This is a genomic window from Mycobacterium timonense (genome assembly GCF_025821985.1).
Lineage (GTDB): Bacteria > Actinomycetota > Actinomycetes > Mycobacteriales > Mycobacteriaceae > Mycobacterium > Mycobacterium avium.
The window spans coordinates 78,358-93,098 of sequence record NZ_JACKSY010000042.1 but is presented as its reverse complement, the minus strand read 5'-3'; the positions used below and the strand labels follow the sequence as shown (position 1 = coordinate 93,098).

15 protein-coding genes are annotated in these 14,741 nt (G+C 68.6%); 8 read left to right on the top strand and 7 right to left on the bottom strand.

The window, feature by feature from the left end; translation table 11 throughout:
* Positions 1-17: 17 nt before the first annotated feature.
* On the bottom strand, positions 18-1,220 hold the full coding sequence (locus H7I87_RS12115; protein WP_003873162.1) for an amidohydrolase family protein: 1,203 nt from the start codon (positions 1,218-1,220) through the stop codon (positions 18-20).
* A 19-nt stretch (positions 1,221-1,239) separates the two neighbouring features.
* On the bottom strand, positions 1,240-2,064 hold the full coding sequence (locus H7I87_RS12110; RefSeq protein ID WP_009975795.1) for an enoyl-CoA hydratase: 825 nt from the start codon (positions 2,062-2,064) through the stop codon (positions 1,240-1,242).
* A 311-nt stretch (positions 2,065-2,375) separates the two neighbouring features.
* On the opposite strand from H7I87_RS12110, the gene mbp1 reads away from it, so the two are divergent.
* Positions 2,376-2,618 (top strand): microaggregate-binding protein 1, encoded by a 243-nt coding sequence (mbp1, locus tag H7I87_RS12105; protein ID WP_003873164.1) that lies wholly within the window; start codon positions 2,376-2,378, stop codon positions 2,616-2,618.
* A 53-nt stretch (positions 2,619-2,671) separates the two neighbouring features.
* Here the strand turns inward: mbp1 and H7I87_RS12100 are convergent, their stop codons facing one another.
* Together H7I87_RS12100 and H7I87_RS12095 are read right to left on the bottom strand one after the other, a co-directional pair.
* A complete protein-coding gene (locus tag H7I87_RS12100; RefSeq protein WP_011724239.1) occupies positions 2,672-3,688 on the bottom strand; it encodes a dihydrodipicolinate synthase family protein in 1,017 nt (338 codons plus the stop codon).
* Positions 3,689-3,732: 44 nt separating this feature from the next.
* Positions 3,733-4,530 (bottom strand): SDR family NAD(P)-dependent oxidoreductase, encoded by a 798-nt coding sequence (locus H7I87_RS12095; RefSeq protein ID WP_009975793.1) that lies wholly within the window; start codon positions 4,528-4,530, stop codon positions 3,733-3,735.
* A gap of 180 nt (positions 4,531-4,710) precedes the next feature.
* Here H7I87_RS12095 and H7I87_RS12090 point away from each other — a divergent pair, with 180 nt between their 5' ends.
* Positions 4,711-5,514 (top strand): TetR/AcrR family transcriptional regulator, encoded by an 804-nt coding sequence (locus tag H7I87_RS12090; RefSeq protein WP_009975791.1) that lies wholly within the window; start codon positions 4,711-4,713, stop codon positions 5,512-5,514.
* A 19-nt stretch (positions 5,515-5,533) separates the two neighbouring features.
* On the opposite strand, the gene H7I87_RS12085 is transcribed toward H7I87_RS12090, so the two are convergent.
* Positions 5,534-6,424 carry an enoyl-CoA hydratase/isomerase family protein gene (locus H7I87_RS12085; RefSeq protein WP_011724238.1) on the bottom strand — a complete coding sequence of 297 codons (891 nt, stop codon included), beginning with the start codon at positions 6,422-6,424 and terminating at the stop codon, positions 5,534-5,536.
* Positions 6,421-7,116, bottom strand: coding sequence for a hotdog family protein (locus tag H7I87_RS12080; RefSeq protein ID WP_003873169.1), 696 nt, complete (start codon positions 7,114-7,116; stop codon positions 6,421-6,423). The genes H7I87_RS12085 and H7I87_RS12080 overlap by 4 nt, the downstream gene beginning before the upstream one ends.
* 177 nt (positions 7,117-7,293) lie before the next feature.
* On the opposite strand from H7I87_RS12080, the gene H7I87_RS12075 reads away from it, so the two are divergent.
* The 6 genes from H7I87_RS12075 (at position 7,294) to H7I87_RS12050 (ending at position 14,399) form a co-directional block, all read left to right on the top strand.
* Positions 7,294-8,115, top strand: coding sequence for an enoyl-CoA hydratase/isomerase family protein (locus tag H7I87_RS12075; protein ID WP_009975786.1), 822 nt, complete (start codon positions 7,294-7,296; stop codon positions 8,113-8,115).
* Between the two features lie 104 nt (positions 8,116-8,219).
* Positions 8,220-9,032, top strand: a complete 813-nt coding sequence (locus tag H7I87_RS12070) for an enoyl-CoA hydratase/isomerase family protein (protein WP_003873171.1) — start codon at positions 8,220-8,222, stop codon at positions 9,030-9,032.
* Positions 9,023-9,829: an enoyl-CoA hydratase/isomerase family protein gene (locus tag H7I87_RS12065; RefSeq protein ID WP_011724236.1), complete on the top strand. Its 807-nt coding sequence runs from the start codon at positions 9,023-9,025 to the stop codon at positions 9,827-9,829. The genes H7I87_RS12070 and H7I87_RS12065 overlap by 10 nt, the downstream gene beginning before the upstream one ends.
* Complete coding sequence (locus H7I87_RS12060) at positions 9,829-11,286, top strand: class I adenylate-forming enzyme family protein (RefSeq protein ID WP_033726734.1); 1,458 nt, start codon at positions 9,829-9,831, stop codon at positions 11,284-11,286. The genes H7I87_RS12065 and H7I87_RS12060 overlap by 1 nt, the downstream gene beginning before the upstream one ends.
* Positions 11,276-12,850, top strand: a complete 1,575-nt coding sequence (locus tag H7I87_RS12055; RefSeq protein WP_009975779.1) for a class I adenylate-forming enzyme family protein — start codon at positions 11,276-11,278, stop codon at positions 12,848-12,850. Before H7I87_RS12060 ends, H7I87_RS12055 begins: the two co-directional genes overlap by 11 nt.
* Positions 12,843-14,399, top strand: a complete 1,557-nt coding sequence (locus H7I87_RS12050; protein ID WP_011724233.1) for a class I adenylate-forming enzyme family protein — start codon at positions 12,843-12,845, stop codon at positions 14,397-14,399. Before H7I87_RS12055 ends, H7I87_RS12050 begins: the two co-directional genes overlap by 8 nt.
* On the opposite strand, the gene H7I87_RS12045 is transcribed toward H7I87_RS12050, so the two are convergent.
* Positions 14,375-14,737 carry an Rv1352/Rv1906c domain-containing protein gene (locus H7I87_RS12045; RefSeq protein WP_011724232.1) on the bottom strand — a complete coding sequence of 121 codons (363 nt, stop codon included), beginning with the start codon at positions 14,735-14,737 and terminating at the stop codon, positions 14,375-14,377. The genes H7I87_RS12050 and H7I87_RS12045 overlap by 25 nt on opposite strands.
* Positions 14,738-14,741 lie beyond the last annotated feature (4 nt).

Below are 14,741 nucleotides of genomic sequence, written 5' to 3'. Positions count from 1 at the left end.
TCGTCGGTTCCGGATACTCAGGCGGCCGAGCCGACTTGCACGCCGAGCAGATCGAGGGCATTGTCCCGCATGATCTTTCGAATGTCGGACTCGCTGAATCCCTTCAGTTCCGCGGTGAACGACACCGGCGATGCGAGGCCTTCGCCGTGCGGCCAGTCGGAACCGAACAGGATCTTGTCGACGCCGATGACCCGCGCCAGCTCCGGCAGGTCGTCCTCGTAGTAGGGGGCGATCCACACGTTGTTGCGCAGCTGTTCCACCGGGTCCTCGGGGAAGTACTGGGGCTGGGTGTTGGCCGCCTTCTTCAGCCGCTTGATCAGCCGATGCACGAAGTACGAACCGTTTTCGATGCTGACCGCCTTGAGTTTGGGGTGCCGGGTGAACACGCCGTGCACGATCATCGAGGCCATCGTGTCGTGGATCGCCCGGTCGTCGAGCAGCACCTGATCCAGCGGGTCCTTCGCGCCGAAGCCCTCGAACGTCGACTTGCCGCCCCAGGCCGCCGCGATGTGCAGATAGCCGCTGTCGGACAGGTGAAATCCCACCGGCACCCCGGCTTCGGCCAGCCGGGCCCACACCGGGTCGTGGCTGCGATCGCCCAGCGACCGCGGCTTGACCAGGCCGGGCACCGGCGCCGGGCGCACCAGCACCAGCTTGGCGCCGCGGGCCAGCACGAAGTCGACCTCTTCGACCGCCCTGGTCGGATCGGCCAGCGAGACGATGGGCGCGGCGATGATCCGGTGATCGGGCCGGTCGAAGCCCCAGTCCTCGTCGAGCCACAGGTTGAACGCGTGCACGGACGCCATCGTCGCCTCGATGTCGTGCTTGAGCGCCTCCTCGACCCCGCAACCGAACGTCGGCAACATGAACGCCGTCTCGATGTCCTGCTCGTCCATCACCGCGATCCGGGCGTCGCGGTTCTGGTACTCGGGGTGATCGGCCAGCCGCTCGACCTTCATCAGCGACGCCGGGTCGACGCCGTCGGGGATCTCGCCGCGGAACAACAGGTCCAGGCAGCCCGGCACGATGATCGGGTCGAAGGTGGGGTTGGGGATGAAGTGGTTGACCCGGTCGCCGATCACCGCCCAGGTGCGCTTGCCGTCGCTGAGCATCTGGACGCCGCGGCGCTTGAACTTCTTGTCCAGGTGGCGGGTGAACGAGTCCAGCGGCTCGTAATAGTGGTTGTCGACGTCGATCACGCGATAGTTCAGGGCGGTCATGATGATCCTTTCCGGCGGGTCAGGTGGCCAGGGGTGGGAACCGCGGCGGCCGCTTCTCCAGGAAGCTGGTGATGCCCTCGATGACGTCGGGGCGCTGCAGCGACTCGTGCATGAGGGTTTCGGCGCGGGCGCTGACGTCGACGACGTCGCGCAGCGCGTCGTCGTAGGCCTGCCGCTTGATCACCGCCAGCGACGCCGGCGAACAGTTGCGGGCGATGTCGTCGGCGTAGGTCAGGGCGCGGGCCATCAGCTCGTCGGGTGCGACGATCTCGTTGACCAGCCCGAGTTTTGCGGCCTCCTCGGCGAAGAAGGTGCGCCCGCTCAACAGCAGGTCCATCGCCGCGCCCCAGCCGGCCAGCCGCGGCAGGATCCAGGTGATGCCGTACTCGGCGATCAGTCCCCGGCGGGTGAACGCGGTGGCGAACTTGGCGCCGGCGGCCGCGAACCGCACGTCGCACATCAGGGCGTGGGTCAGCCCGATGCCGACGCAGGCGCCGTTGATCGCGGCGATGATCGGTTTGCGCAGTGCGGTCAGGAAGTGGGGATGGCGATCGCCGACCAACGCGGTGACGTCGGTGTCGCCGTCGCCCAGCTTCGCATCGATGGATCCCGCGCCGCCCAGGTTGGCGCCCGCGCAGAACCCCCGACCGGCGCCCGTCAACACGATCACCCGGACCGCGGGGTCCGCCTCGGCGCGGTCGATGCACGCGTAGAAGCCGCTCGAGATGTCGGGTCCCCAGGCGTTGAGCCGCTCGGGCCGGTTGAACGTCACGACCGCAACGCCGGTTTCCGTGGTCTGGTACAGCACCGCCTCGTCGGTGACCACATGGTCGGCGGCACTCATCAAGGCGTCCCCTCACAGCTGACCCGGCAGGGCTGACCCGGCAGGCAAGTTTGTACCCATACTGTATACCTATCGGTAGCGCATTCCACAACTGCGGTATGGCGCGCGTGAACCGGGACTAATCTGCGATTTTCGCCGCGCCGCCTGCCGCGCCGGCCACGTGGCTGCCGTGGGTACCGCCGGGTGCTGACGGCCCGGCCGCGCGGAGCGCAGTCGTTGTGGCGAGGGCCACGCCGGCGCCATGTTTGCCCCCGGCGGGACGACGGGAACGTCCGTGGAAAGAACCGACCATCATGGGGGAAGGAGACGCAATGGTTGACGTCAAGAGCGGCCCGGTCGAGCTGGTGCAGGGCATCGTCGACGACGTGCTGGGCAGGGCCAAGCAGGTCATCGGCATCATCATCGGCCACAACGGCCTGATCGAGCAGGGCAAGGCCCAGCAGGACAAGGCGGATGCTCAGCGCAGCGCCGGCAAGAAGGAAGCCGCCGCCGAGAAGGCCCGGGGCAAGGCCAAGGCCTACGAGCAGCGCGAACGGGCCGAACAGCAACAGTGAGTGACGCGAGGCGGGCCCGGTCGACGACCGGGCCCGTTTCCGTGTAACCGCTTCTACCGCAACGCCGTTGCCAGGAGGCCCAGCCGCTGGTAGGCGTTCTCGATCTGGGCCTTGGCCTCGGCGGGCAGCTCGGCCTGCGGGGGACGCGAGTGCGGGTAGGCGCCGGTCGGCAGCCCCAGCAGCGAGGCGGCGTACTTGAACGCCCCGCCCCAGTGGGTGAAGTAATCGGCCCTGCCCGGGTAGCAGGTCCACCACGAACCGACGTCCAGGTCGAACTGGTCCAACCCGGATTCCCGGCCGTAGTCCATCGCCTCGATGAGCTTGCCGCTCTGCACCAAATCCCAATATTCGGAGAACAATCGGCGCTGCGGGGTCTCGAACAGGTAGCCGGCGGTACCCAGCTGCGCCGGGCACACGATCCCGTCGCGCAGCCACCCGGCGCGGTACACCGTCTTGTCGCATTCCCAGAGCACCAGGCCGGGTGCCAGCTCGTGCAGCAGCCGGCTGGCCCCCGGCCGGAAGGCGCCTTCCTTGGTGGCGCACACCGCGGGAACCTCGTGATAGATCCGGGCGCTTTCGGCCGGCGTCAGCACGTAGCCCGACGACGGCGAGTTGAACATGCCCAGGGCGATGTCGGTGCGCGCCGCCACATACTCGAAGAAGCGCAACACGCCTTCGCCGCCGTGGGCCTCCATCATCGGCGTCTGGATGTAGGCGATGTCGGCGCCCACCTGCTGGGCGTGCAGCGTCAACTCCACGCAGTCCTTCGCCGACATGGCCGCCGTGCAGGCCTGGATCACCACGTCGGGATTCGCGGCGCGTCCTTCTTCGATTGCCACTTCCAGCAGGCGTTTTCGCTCATCGAGGGTCAGGGCCCAGAACTCGGCGATGCCGCTGGTGCACCACAACATCGGGTGGCCGAGATCGCCGACGCAGTAGCGCACCAGTTCCCGGTAGGCGTCCCAGTCGATGTCGTCGCCGTCCGGTCCGCAGAACGGGGTGTAGAGGGAGTCACCGATCCCCCGCAATGCGCCGCGCGCCCAGGTGCGCGCGTCTGCTGCCGTAGCCACAGTCGACTCCTTTTGTCTGCCAATCGTTTTCTTTCACCGCCGGTTCAGGTGAAGTCCGAACCGCCGTCGACGTTGATGTTGGCGCCCGTCATGTAGGAGTTGCGTCGTGAGGCCAGGAACGCCGCGACCGGTCCGATCTCCTCCGGCAGGCCGGCGCGCGGCATGTGCGCGGGATGACCGAAATGCTTGCCGATCGCCTCCATCAGGGCGTACGGGTCGCGCCCGTCGACGCCCACCGAATTCGCCCAGCCCACCAGCGATTCCGACGCGATGCTGCCCGGCGAGATCACGTTGACCAGGATCTCGTCCTTGGCCAGCAGCAGGGACAGGTTCTTGGAAACACTCGTCAGCATCGATTTGGCCGCGGTGTAGGCGGGCAGCAGCACGCTTTGACGCTGCGTCGAATGCGCCGAGAAGTTGACGATCCGCGCCCATTGCGCCTTGCGCAGCAGCGGAAGTGCCGCACGGACACAGCGCACCATGCCCAGCACCCCGTCCTCGACGGCCTGGCGCCACTGCTCGTCGGTCAGGTCCTCGAACGTGCCGGCCGCGCCCGGCCCCACCGTGATCACCAGAGCATTGAGTTCGCCGTCCCAGCGCCGCGCGAGCTCGCCGAACGCCTGGCCCACCGCGGCGTCGTCGCCGATGTCGGCGACCAGCCCGAGCGCGTCCGGGCTGCCGCGTCGGGTGAGATCGGTCACCGCCGAGTCGAGGGCGTCGCGGCTGCGGCCGATCACCGCGACCCGCGCGCCCTCATCGGCCAGGCAGCGCGCCGTCGCCAACCCCATCCCGCGGCTGCCGCCGACCACCACCGCGGCGGCATTGGCCAGCCCTAGATCCATTGCTCTAGCCTGGTCATTTTCGCCTGTCCAGCCGATTTACCAAAAAGCCTACGATAGGTATTACAGTAGCAGAGGGAAATTGCGACACGTAAGCGTATACGCAGGTCAGAACCGAGGAACCGGTAAATTCGAGTTTACCGGCTGCGCCGCCGCCGGACCGCATGCACGGAACAGATTTTGATGGAGGTGCCCGTAGTGGCAAAACAGGCAACCGCCGACAAGCGCCAACGACGCGAGCGCGGGTCCATCAATCCCGATGACATCATCACCGGCGCTTTCGAACTCGCGGAGCAGGTGTCGATCGACAACCTGAGCATGCCGCTGCTGGGCAAACATCTCGGTGTCGGTGTGACGAGCATCTACTGGTACTTCCGCAAGAAGGACGACCTGCTCAACGCCATGACCGACCGCGCGCTGAGCAAGTACGTGTTCGCCACCCCTTACGTCGAAGCCAGCGACTGGCGCGAGACGTTGCGAAATCACGCCCGTTTGATGCGTAAGACGTTCATGGGCAACCCCATTCTGTGCGACCTGATTCTGATTCGGGCGGCGCTGAGCCCCAAGGCGGCGCGGCTGGGGGCCCAGGAGATGGAAAAAGCGGTGGCCAATCTGGTGCAGGCCGGCCTGTCACCGGAGGACGCGTTCGACACCTACTCGGCGATCTCCGTTCACGTGCGCGGTTCGGTGGTGCTGCAACGGCTCTACGAAAAGAATCAGTCGTCCGACGTCGGGCCGCGCGCCATCGAGGACGCCGTTGCCATCGATCCGGAAAAGACCCCGCTGCTGGCTCAAGTGACCCGGATCGGTCATCGCATCGGGGCGCCCGACGAAACCAATTTCGAGTACGGCCTGACCTGCATCCTCGACCACGCCAGCCGGCTGATCGAGGAGGGTAAGGGCGCTAAGGCCGGGCCGTCGCGGCAGCGCAAGCCCGCCAAGTCGTCGGCCGCGCGGGGCCGCACCAAGGCGCCGGCGAATCGCTGACCGTTCCCGAAAAGGCTTGTCACGCCTCGGGTTCCGGCACGTGGAAGTGCTCGTCGCGAAGCCGGAACGCTTCCTTGGCGCCGTGCTCGGCGCGGGTCTTGACGAAGTTGAACTCCCCCGGGGCGAATTGCAGGTTGGTGCCGAAGGCATGGAACAGATAGCTGGCGACCTCCTCGCCCTGATACGCCTGGCTCTGCTCGACCAGCCGGAAGGCCTCCTTGGCGATCACCACCCCGTCGGCGGGCATCTTCGCCGCCTTCTCGGCCCAGTAGCGCGCCCGGGCCGTCACCGCAGCGGGATCGCAGGTGTCGGTGAAGATTCCGAGGTGTTCGACCTGCCCGGCGTCGATGATGTCGCCGGTCAGCAGTAGGCGCCGAGCCAGCACCGGCCCCAGCCGGTGGAAGAACATGTGCAGGCTGCCGAGCGCGGGGCCCAGGAAGCGGGTGGCCGGCATGCCGATCTTGGTGTCCCGCGCGATCACCGAGATGTCGGTCATCAGCGCCATCTCGAAGCCGCCGCCGAGCGCGTAGCCGGCGATCTCGCCGACCGTCACCTTCGGGAAGCCCATGAAATTGTGGTAGAAGCCAAAAGACTTGCGGTCCACCGTGAGTCGCCGACGCTGGCTGGGGCGGCGCCGGGTGGACTCGTCCGCGTTGCGTGACGTGCCGTACCAGCCGTAGGCGTTGTTCATGTCGGCCCCGGTGGAAAAGACCCCCTCGGCCCCGCGCAGCAGCACGACGGTGAGGTCGTCGTCCTCGGCGACGCGATCCAGGCAGCGGGCGATGGCCTCGCGCATGGCGGCGTCGTAGGAGTTGCGCTGCTTGGCATTGTTCAGCGTGATCGTCGCGATGCGGTGCTCGGCGTCGACGTCGAAGAGCACGCGATCGTCGGAGGTGCTCGAGGCGGTCATGTGTCGGACTCCTTTCGGCGCCGGCCGAATCGCGACCCGGCGAGCTGATCCGGGCGCGACGCCAACGTGTTGACCTCGCCGGTGCACAGCACGTCGTCGCCGAGCAACAGCCGTGCGGTCGAGGTGATGCCCCGTTCGCCCTGCGACCGAGTGATGTCGAATGCCAACTCGGTCAGCACCGGCGTCGGCCGGCGGAACGTCACGGCCAGGGAGCGGGTCTTCCCGGACCGGCCGGTGACGCAATTATGGTGCTGGATAACGCAGTCGAAGAACACGGCCAGGAATCCGCCGTGCACCAGCCCCGGCGGCCCTTCGTAGACCAGCGGGAAGTCCACACGCCCCGTTGCCTTTTCGGCATCCAGCCCGGTGAACCGGTACTCGGGGAAACACGGGTTGTAGGCACCGATGTCGGTGGCGTGGTTCAGATAGACCCGCCGCGGGTCATCAGGCATCTCCCCGATGCGCGGCGCATTGTCCGCCGGTGCCGCGGCCGACAGTTCGCTCTCCCACTCGGTGAACTTCGCCAGCATGGCGTCCACCGCCGGGTGCGGATGTTCGAGGGACACCAGCAGCGAGCTGAGCCGCCGGATGGCGGCGGCCGCGGCCACCGTCTGGGCAAGCGGCGCCTCGCCGAACCGGGCGTCACCGCCGGGCGCCGACGCGGGTGCGGCCTGCCCCTCCTCGATCGTCATCGGCGCCGCTCCTCCTCGTCGCTTCGCTGTGCGTCGCCGCCCGCGCGGGTCGCGCTGTCACCGGCTTTCACCGGGGTTGTTTCGCAGGCAGCGTATCCTTGCTAACTTATACAGCGTATCAATCGTATTGCCTACTGTATGGGTAACCGTATCGGTGAAGAAAGGCCGGATTCGACGGTGAGTCAGGGGGCCGACGCGGCCGCAGCCGAGGGTTCGGTGGCGGTGCACCGCCAGGGTGCGGTGCTGCGCCTCACGCTCGATCGCCCGTCGCGGCGTAATGCGTTGACGCAGTTGATGATCGCCACACTGGTCGATGCGTTGACCGCCGCGGCCTCCGACGATTCGCTGCGCGTCGTCCACATCGTCGGCGCCGGGGACGACTTCTGCGCCGGCGCCGACTGGGTGGCCGTCAACGATCCGGGCGGGCCCCGCCCGCGCGCCGGTGATCTGGTGCGCCGCATCCCCCACGCCGCGCACCGGGTGATCGAGCTCGTCGCCGGCATCCAGCTGCCGGTGGTGTGCAGTGTCCGCGGCTGGGCGGTGGGGTTCGGCTGCAATCTGGCGCTGGCCGCCGACTTCACCGTCGCCGCCGCCGATGCGGTGTTCTGGGAGCCTTTCGTCGAGCGAGGATTCAGCCCCGACTCGGGATCCACCTGGTTGCTGGCCCGGCTGGTCGGCCTGGCGCGGGCGCGGCGGATGCTGCTGCTGGGCGAGAAGGTCGGCGGACGCGACGCGGCCGACTGGGGGTTGATCCACCGGGCGGTCGGCGGCGCCGAACTCGACGACGCCGCCGAGGAGTTGGTGGGCCGGCTGGCCGCCGGACCGACCGCCGCGCTCGGCCTGGCCAAGCAGGCGCTGAGCTTCGGTCAGCACGCAACGCTGAGCCAGTCGCTGACCCAGGAGTTGTTCAATCTGGAATTGTCTTGCCGAACAAGTGATTTCAAGGAAGGCCTGGAGGCGTTCCGGCAGCGACGGGACCCGGATTTCCGTGGCCGCTGACTACAGGCGCCGGGGCGTCGAGCGTGGGCGCCATGCACGAAAAGCGGCGCCCACCCGTACATACGGCCCACGCTCGGTGGCGCCGGGATACGAAGGGATGACTCATGCCCGTTGATTCGTTCGACACGATCAAGTACGAGGTCGACGGGCACACCGCGACCATCACCCTGAACCGCCCGGACGCCCTCAACGCGCTCAGCCCGCACATGATCACCGAACTGCGGGCCGCCTACCACGAGGCGGAGAACGACGACAGGGTGTGGCTGCTCGTCGTCACCGGCACCGGCCGCGCGTTCTGCTCGGGCGCCGACGTCAAGGAGATCCCCGAAGACGGCAAGGTGATCTACGAGCGGCCGTACCTGTCGACCTACGACCAATGGGAGGCCCCGCAGGAAGGGACGCCGCCGTTTCGCACCATGGCCAAGCCGGTGCTGACCGCGGTGAACGGAATCTGTTGCGGCGCGGGCATGGACTGGGTCACGACGACCGACATCGTGATCGCGTCCGAGCAGGCCACCTTCTTCGACCCGCACGTCAGCATCGGCCTGGTGGCCGGCCGCGAATTGGTCCGGGTGTCGCGGGTGCTGCCCCGCTCGATCGCGCTGCGGATGGCGTTGATGGGCAAGCACGAGCGGATGAGCGCACAGCGCGCCTACGAGCTCGGGCTGATCAGCGAGATCGTCGAGCACGACCGGCTGCTGGAGCGGGCGCACGAGATCGCCGACATCGTCAATTCCAATGCGCCGCTGGCCGTTCGGGGCACCCGGCTGGCCATCCTCAAGGGGCTGAACGTGCCGCTGCACGAGGCGGAGATCCTCGCCGAGACCTTCCGCGAGCGGGTGTTGCGAACCGAGGACGCGGCCGAAGGACCGAGGGCCTTCGTGGAAAAGCGCCAACCGAATTGGCAATGCCGATGAGCGCGCAGTTCGACACCATCCTGCTCGAGGTGGACGCCACCGACCACGTCGCCACCATCACGCTGAATCGGCCCGAGCAGCTCAACGCGTTCAACCGCGCCATGTGTGCCGAGATGGCTCAGGCGTGGCGCCTGGTCAAGCTCGACGACGCGGTGCACGCGGTGGTGTTGCGGGCCGCCGGCGACCGGGCGTTCAGCGCCGGGCTGGACATCAAGACGCCGTACGGTCAGCCCGAAAACATCTGGAACCACGAGGATCCCGGCGAAGCTCTGAGCCCGAAGTGGCAGAAGATGTGGAAGCCGGTGGTGTGCGCGGTCCAGGGCATGTGCACCGCGGGCGCGTTCTACTTCGTCAACGAGTCCGACGTGGTCATCTGCTCGCAGGACGCCACCTTTTTCGATTCGCATGTGTCGGCCGGCCTGGTCTGTGCCCTGGAACCGGTCGGCCTGATGCGTCGCATCGGGCTCGGCGAGACGTTGCGGATCGCACTGATGGGCAACGACGAACGGGTCGGGGCGGACACCGCGCTGCGGATCGGCCTGGTGACGGAAGTGGTTCCCGCCGAACGGCTCTGGGACCGGGCCCACGAGATCGCGGCGACCATCGCCGCCAAGCCCCCGACCGCGACCGCGGGCACGGTGAAGGCGATCTGGGAATCACTGGACAAGCCGTATCGCGCGGCGATGGAGCAGGGCCTCATCTACACCCGGCTGGGCAATCCGCTGGGCACCGCCGAGCTGGCCGCCGGCCGGGACGCCGGTGCACGCGGCGCGGCACGCACACCGAAGATCCGCTGATGCCGCGTCATCCCCTTGTCCAGCGCATCGCCGACGTGCTCGACCTCGAGCCGCACGGCCGCGCCATCGAGTATGGCGGCCAATGGTTTTCCCGGGCACAGCTGGGCGCGACGGCGCGACAGGTGGCCGCTCGCACCACCGGCACCGAGGTGGGGATGCTGCTACGCAACCGGCCCTGGCAGGTGGCGGCGTTCCTGGGCGTGCTGCTGGGCGGCGGAACGGTCGTGGTGGTCAACCCGTCCCGCGGCGACGAGCGCACCAGGGCCGACCTGGCGCGGCTGCGGCTGCCCCTGATCATCGGCGAGCCCGACGATCTGGCCGCCCTGGTGACCGACGACACCCCGACGATGCCGATCTCGCGCCTCGCCGACCCGCCGGGGCCGGCCGCCCCGCCCGCCGCCGCGCCGCGCAGTGTGGCGGTGCGCATGTTGACCAGCGGCACCACCGGCCCACCGAAGCGAATCGACCTGGGCTACGACATGCTGGCGCGCAGCGTGCTGGGCGTCGAGCCGGGCACCGCACCGGCGCCCACCGAACCGCGGCGCGGCGTCGCCATCGTGAACTCTCCGCTGGTGCACATCGGCGGGGTGTTCCGCGTGCTGCAATGCATCGCCGACGCAAGGCCATTCGTGTTGCTGGAACGCTTCGAGCTGAACGCCTGGGCCGCCGCCGTGCGCAGGCACCGGCCCCGCGCGGTGTCGCTGGTGCCCGCCGCGCTGCGCACGGTGCTGCACTCCGACCTGCCGCGCGCCGATCTGGAAAGCATCCAGGTCGTCACGTGCGGCACCGCGCCGCTGTCGGCCGATGACGCCGACGCGTTCACCGAGAAGTACGGCATCCCGGTGCTGACCTCTTATGCGGCAACGGAATTCGGTGGCGGCGTGGCGGGCTGGACCCTCGCCGATCACCGGCGGTACTGGCGGGTCAAACGGGGCAGTGTCGGCCGGGCCAACCCGGGCGCGGCGCTGCGGGTGGTCGCCGAGGACGGAACACCGCTGGGGCCGGACGAAATCGGGCTGATGGAGGTCAAGCCCGGGCAGCTGGGGCCCGACGCGGACTGGCTGCGCACCACCGACATGGCGCGCATCGACGCCGACGGGTTTGTCTGGATCGTCGGGCGCGCCGACCAAGCGATCATTCGCGGCGGGTTCAAGGTGATGCCCGACGACGTGCGCGCCGCGCTGGAAAGCCACCCCGCGGTCGCCGGTGCGGCCGTCGTCGCCCGGCCCGACCCACGACTGGGAGAGACGCCGGTGGCCATGGTCGAACTCCGCGCGCCGTCGACGACCGACGCACTGGTCGAGCATCTGCGAGAGCGCTTGGCGCGCTACGAGATTCCCACCGAGATCGCGATCGTCGACGCCCTGCCCCGAACCCCGTCCGGCAAGGCCGACCTGGCCGCGGTCCGCGGCTACTTCGCCGAGCGGCCGACGGTACTGCGCGACCATGCCCGGTGATTTCGCGACGGTCGGCGCGACGTTGCGGCACCAGGCGCGGTGGCGCGGCGACCACCCGCTGCTGATCTGCGACGCCGAACGGATCAGCTACGCCGAGGCCGACGTCCGATCGGCCGAACTCGCCCGGGGGCTGATCGCCCTTGGCGCCGGCAAGGGAACGCATGTCGGGCTGCTCCACCCGAACGGTGCGCGGTTCGTCGTCGCGATGCTGGCGGCGGCCCGGATCGGCGCCGTGGTGGTGCCGTTCTCGACGTTCGTCACCGTGCGCGAGCTGCGCGAGCAGCTTCTCGACAGCGACGTCGAGATCCTGTTGAGCGCCCGCTCCTTTCGCTCGCACGACTATGCGCGGCGCTTGTCCGAGGCGGTGTCGGAGACCGACTTCGATCCCGGCCGCCGGTTGTTTTGCACCGCGGCGCCGCAATTGCGCCGGGTGCTGTTCGCCCCGCAGACGGTGGGCGCCCCGGGCGGCGGCATCGACCCGGCACTGCTGGCCGCGATGGAGGACGACGTGCAGGCGTGCGATCCGCTGGCCATCGTGTACACCTCCGGGTCGACCAGCACCCCCAAGGGGGTGGTGCACACCCACGGTGCGCTGCTGGAACACCAGCGCAACCTCAACGGAATCCGGGGTTTGACGGCCGACGACCGATTGTTCTGCAATTCACCGTTCTTCTGGATCGGCGGGTTCGCCTTCGGACTGCTGGCCACACTGGTGGCCGGATCGACGCTGATATGCTCCAACGCCACCGACGCCGGGGCGACTCTGGACCTGCTGGAAGCCGAAAAGCCCACCATGACCAACGGTTTCAGCGCGGGGATCGCCCACCTGGCCGAGCACCCGAGCTTTGCCGACCGCGATCTGTCGTCGATGCGGCGGGGGAACCTGTATCCGATCATGGCGGTCGAGGCGCGGCCCGCCGACCCCGAACTGCGGCACAACATGCTGGGCATGACCGAGGCCGGCGGGGTGGTGCTGATCGGCGACGACGAAGCCGACCAGCCCGAGCACCGGCGCGGCTCGTTCGGCAAACCCGCGCCCGGGTTCGAGGCGAGGATCCTCGACCCCGACACCGGGGCCGCCGTCGCGGTGGGTGAGGTGGGCGAACTGTGCATCCGCGGGCCGTATCTGATGCAGCGGTACCACAAACGGAGCCGGGAAGAGTGTTTCGACCCCGACGGCTGGTTCCACACCGGCGATCTGGTGCGCGCCGACGCCGACGGATACTTCTATTTCGCCGGGCGGCTGGGCGCGATGATCAAGACCGCGGGCGCCAACGTCTCGGCGGTCGAGGTCGAAAAGGCGATCGCGGCGGTCACCGGCGGCGCGACCGCCTACGTGGTCGGGATTCCCGATGCCCGGCGCGGCCAGCTGGTCGCCGCCGCGGTGGTGTGGCCGGATGACCGGGCCGCCCTCGATCCGGACGCGCTGCGCGAACGACTCAAATCCGAACTGTCGGCGTACAAGATCCCCCGGCGGTTCGCTTCCCTGCGCCGCGCCGACGTCCCACTGCTGTCCAGCGGTAAGGTCGACCTGCGGCAACTGAGGAAGCTGTTCGATGCCTGAGGCGAGCACACCCACCATCGATCGCCTGGTCAGGTCGCGCGCCGCCGAGTTCGGCGGCAAGCCGATGGTGATCGACCCGGGTTACCGCATCACCTATGACCAACTCGACACCGCCACAAGGGAACTCGCCGCGGTGTTCGTGCAGGCCGGCGTCGGCAAGGGCACCCGGGTGGGATTGATCATGCCCAACAACACCCGTTGGGTGCTGATCGCCATCGCCCTGACCCGCATCGGCGCCGTCCTGGTACCGCTGAGCACGCTGCTGCGAGCCGGTGAACTCGTCGCGCAGTTGCGGGTCGCCGCCGTGCAGTTCTTGGTGAGCGTGGACGAATTCCGCGGTCACCGCTACCTCGACGACGTCGCGGCGGTGCGTTCCGAACTGCCAGCGCTGCAACAGGTTTGGCCGACCGAACAGCTCGACGCCGCCGCGGCCGGCGCGCGGGCCGGCCAGATCGTCGATGCCATGACCCAAACCGTCACCCCCGCGGACCCGCTGGTGATCATGTTCACCTCGGGAAGCAGCGGAACGCCCAAGGGCGTCTGGCACTCGCACGGCAGCGCGCTGGGCGCGGTGCAATCCGGCCTCGCGGCCCGCTGCATCGACGCCGACTCCCGTCTGTATCTGCCGATGCCGTTCTTCTGGGTGGGCGGTTTCGGCAGCGGAATACTGTCCGCGCTGCTGGCCGGCGCCACCCTGGTGACCGAGGAAATCCCTCGACCGGAGACCACCCTGCGATTGCTGGAAAGCGAACGGGTCACGCTGTTTCGGGGCTGGCCGGACCAGGCCGAGACCCTGGCCAGGCATGCCGGCACCGTCGGCGCCGACCTCTCGGCGCTGCGGCCCGGAAGCCTGCAAGCCCTGCTGCCGCCCGAACAGCGCGCCCGACCGGGCGCCCGGGCCACACTTTTCGGCATGACCGAGGCGTTCGGCCCGTACAGCGGTTACCCCGCCGACACCGACATGCCCGTTTCGGCGCGGGGCAGCTGCGGAAAGCCGTTCGACGGCATGGAAGTCCGCATCGTCGACCCCGACACCGGCGCGCCGGTCGGGGCCGGGACCGCCGGCATCATCCAGATCCGGGGACCGCACACGCTGCGCGGCATGTGTGGCCGCAGCCGCGAAGAGTTGTTCACCGTCGACGGCTTCTACCCCACCGGCGACCTGGGTCATCTCGACGACGCGGGGTTTTTGTTCTACCACGGGCGCGCCGACGACATGTTCAAGGTCAGCGGCGCCACCGTCTACCCGAGCGAGGTCGAGCGCGCGCTACGCACCATCGACGGGGTGGACGGCGCCGTCGTCACCAATGTGCCGGGCGCCACGGGTGACCGGGTGGGCGCGGCGGTGGTGTGCCGTGAGTTGACCGCCGCACAACTGCGCGCCGCCGCGCGAAACCTGTTGAGCTCCTTCAAGGTTCCCAGTGTGTGGCTGGTGCTGCGATCCGACGACGACCTGCCGCGCGGGGTCACCGGCAAGGTCGACGTGCGCCGGCTGCGCGAGCTGCTCGCCGACGCCGACCGGCGTCAGGAAACCCGTGTCCAGGGTTGACAGTTCTGCGACTCGAACGCCTTGACCGCGGAGTTGATGTTCGCATACATCGGGCCGATCGAGGTATTCGTCTGCAGCACATGCTCTTTGTTCGCGTCCGCCGTGCTGTAGGTGAACCACGAACACATCGAGTCCTGGGTCGGCACATTGTTGATCCAGACCCCGAAGGCCGAGCCCGAGCCGCCCGTGTGGTAGAGGCCCGGGGCGATGTCGGGGCCCACCACGAAAACACCGGTGCCGGGAATGGGGTCCATCGGGTCGGCGAAGGCCGGGGCCGCGAGCGCAATCGCCGCGACACAGACAACGAGCACCGCCGATGCGCGAAGCGTCGGGGACATTCTT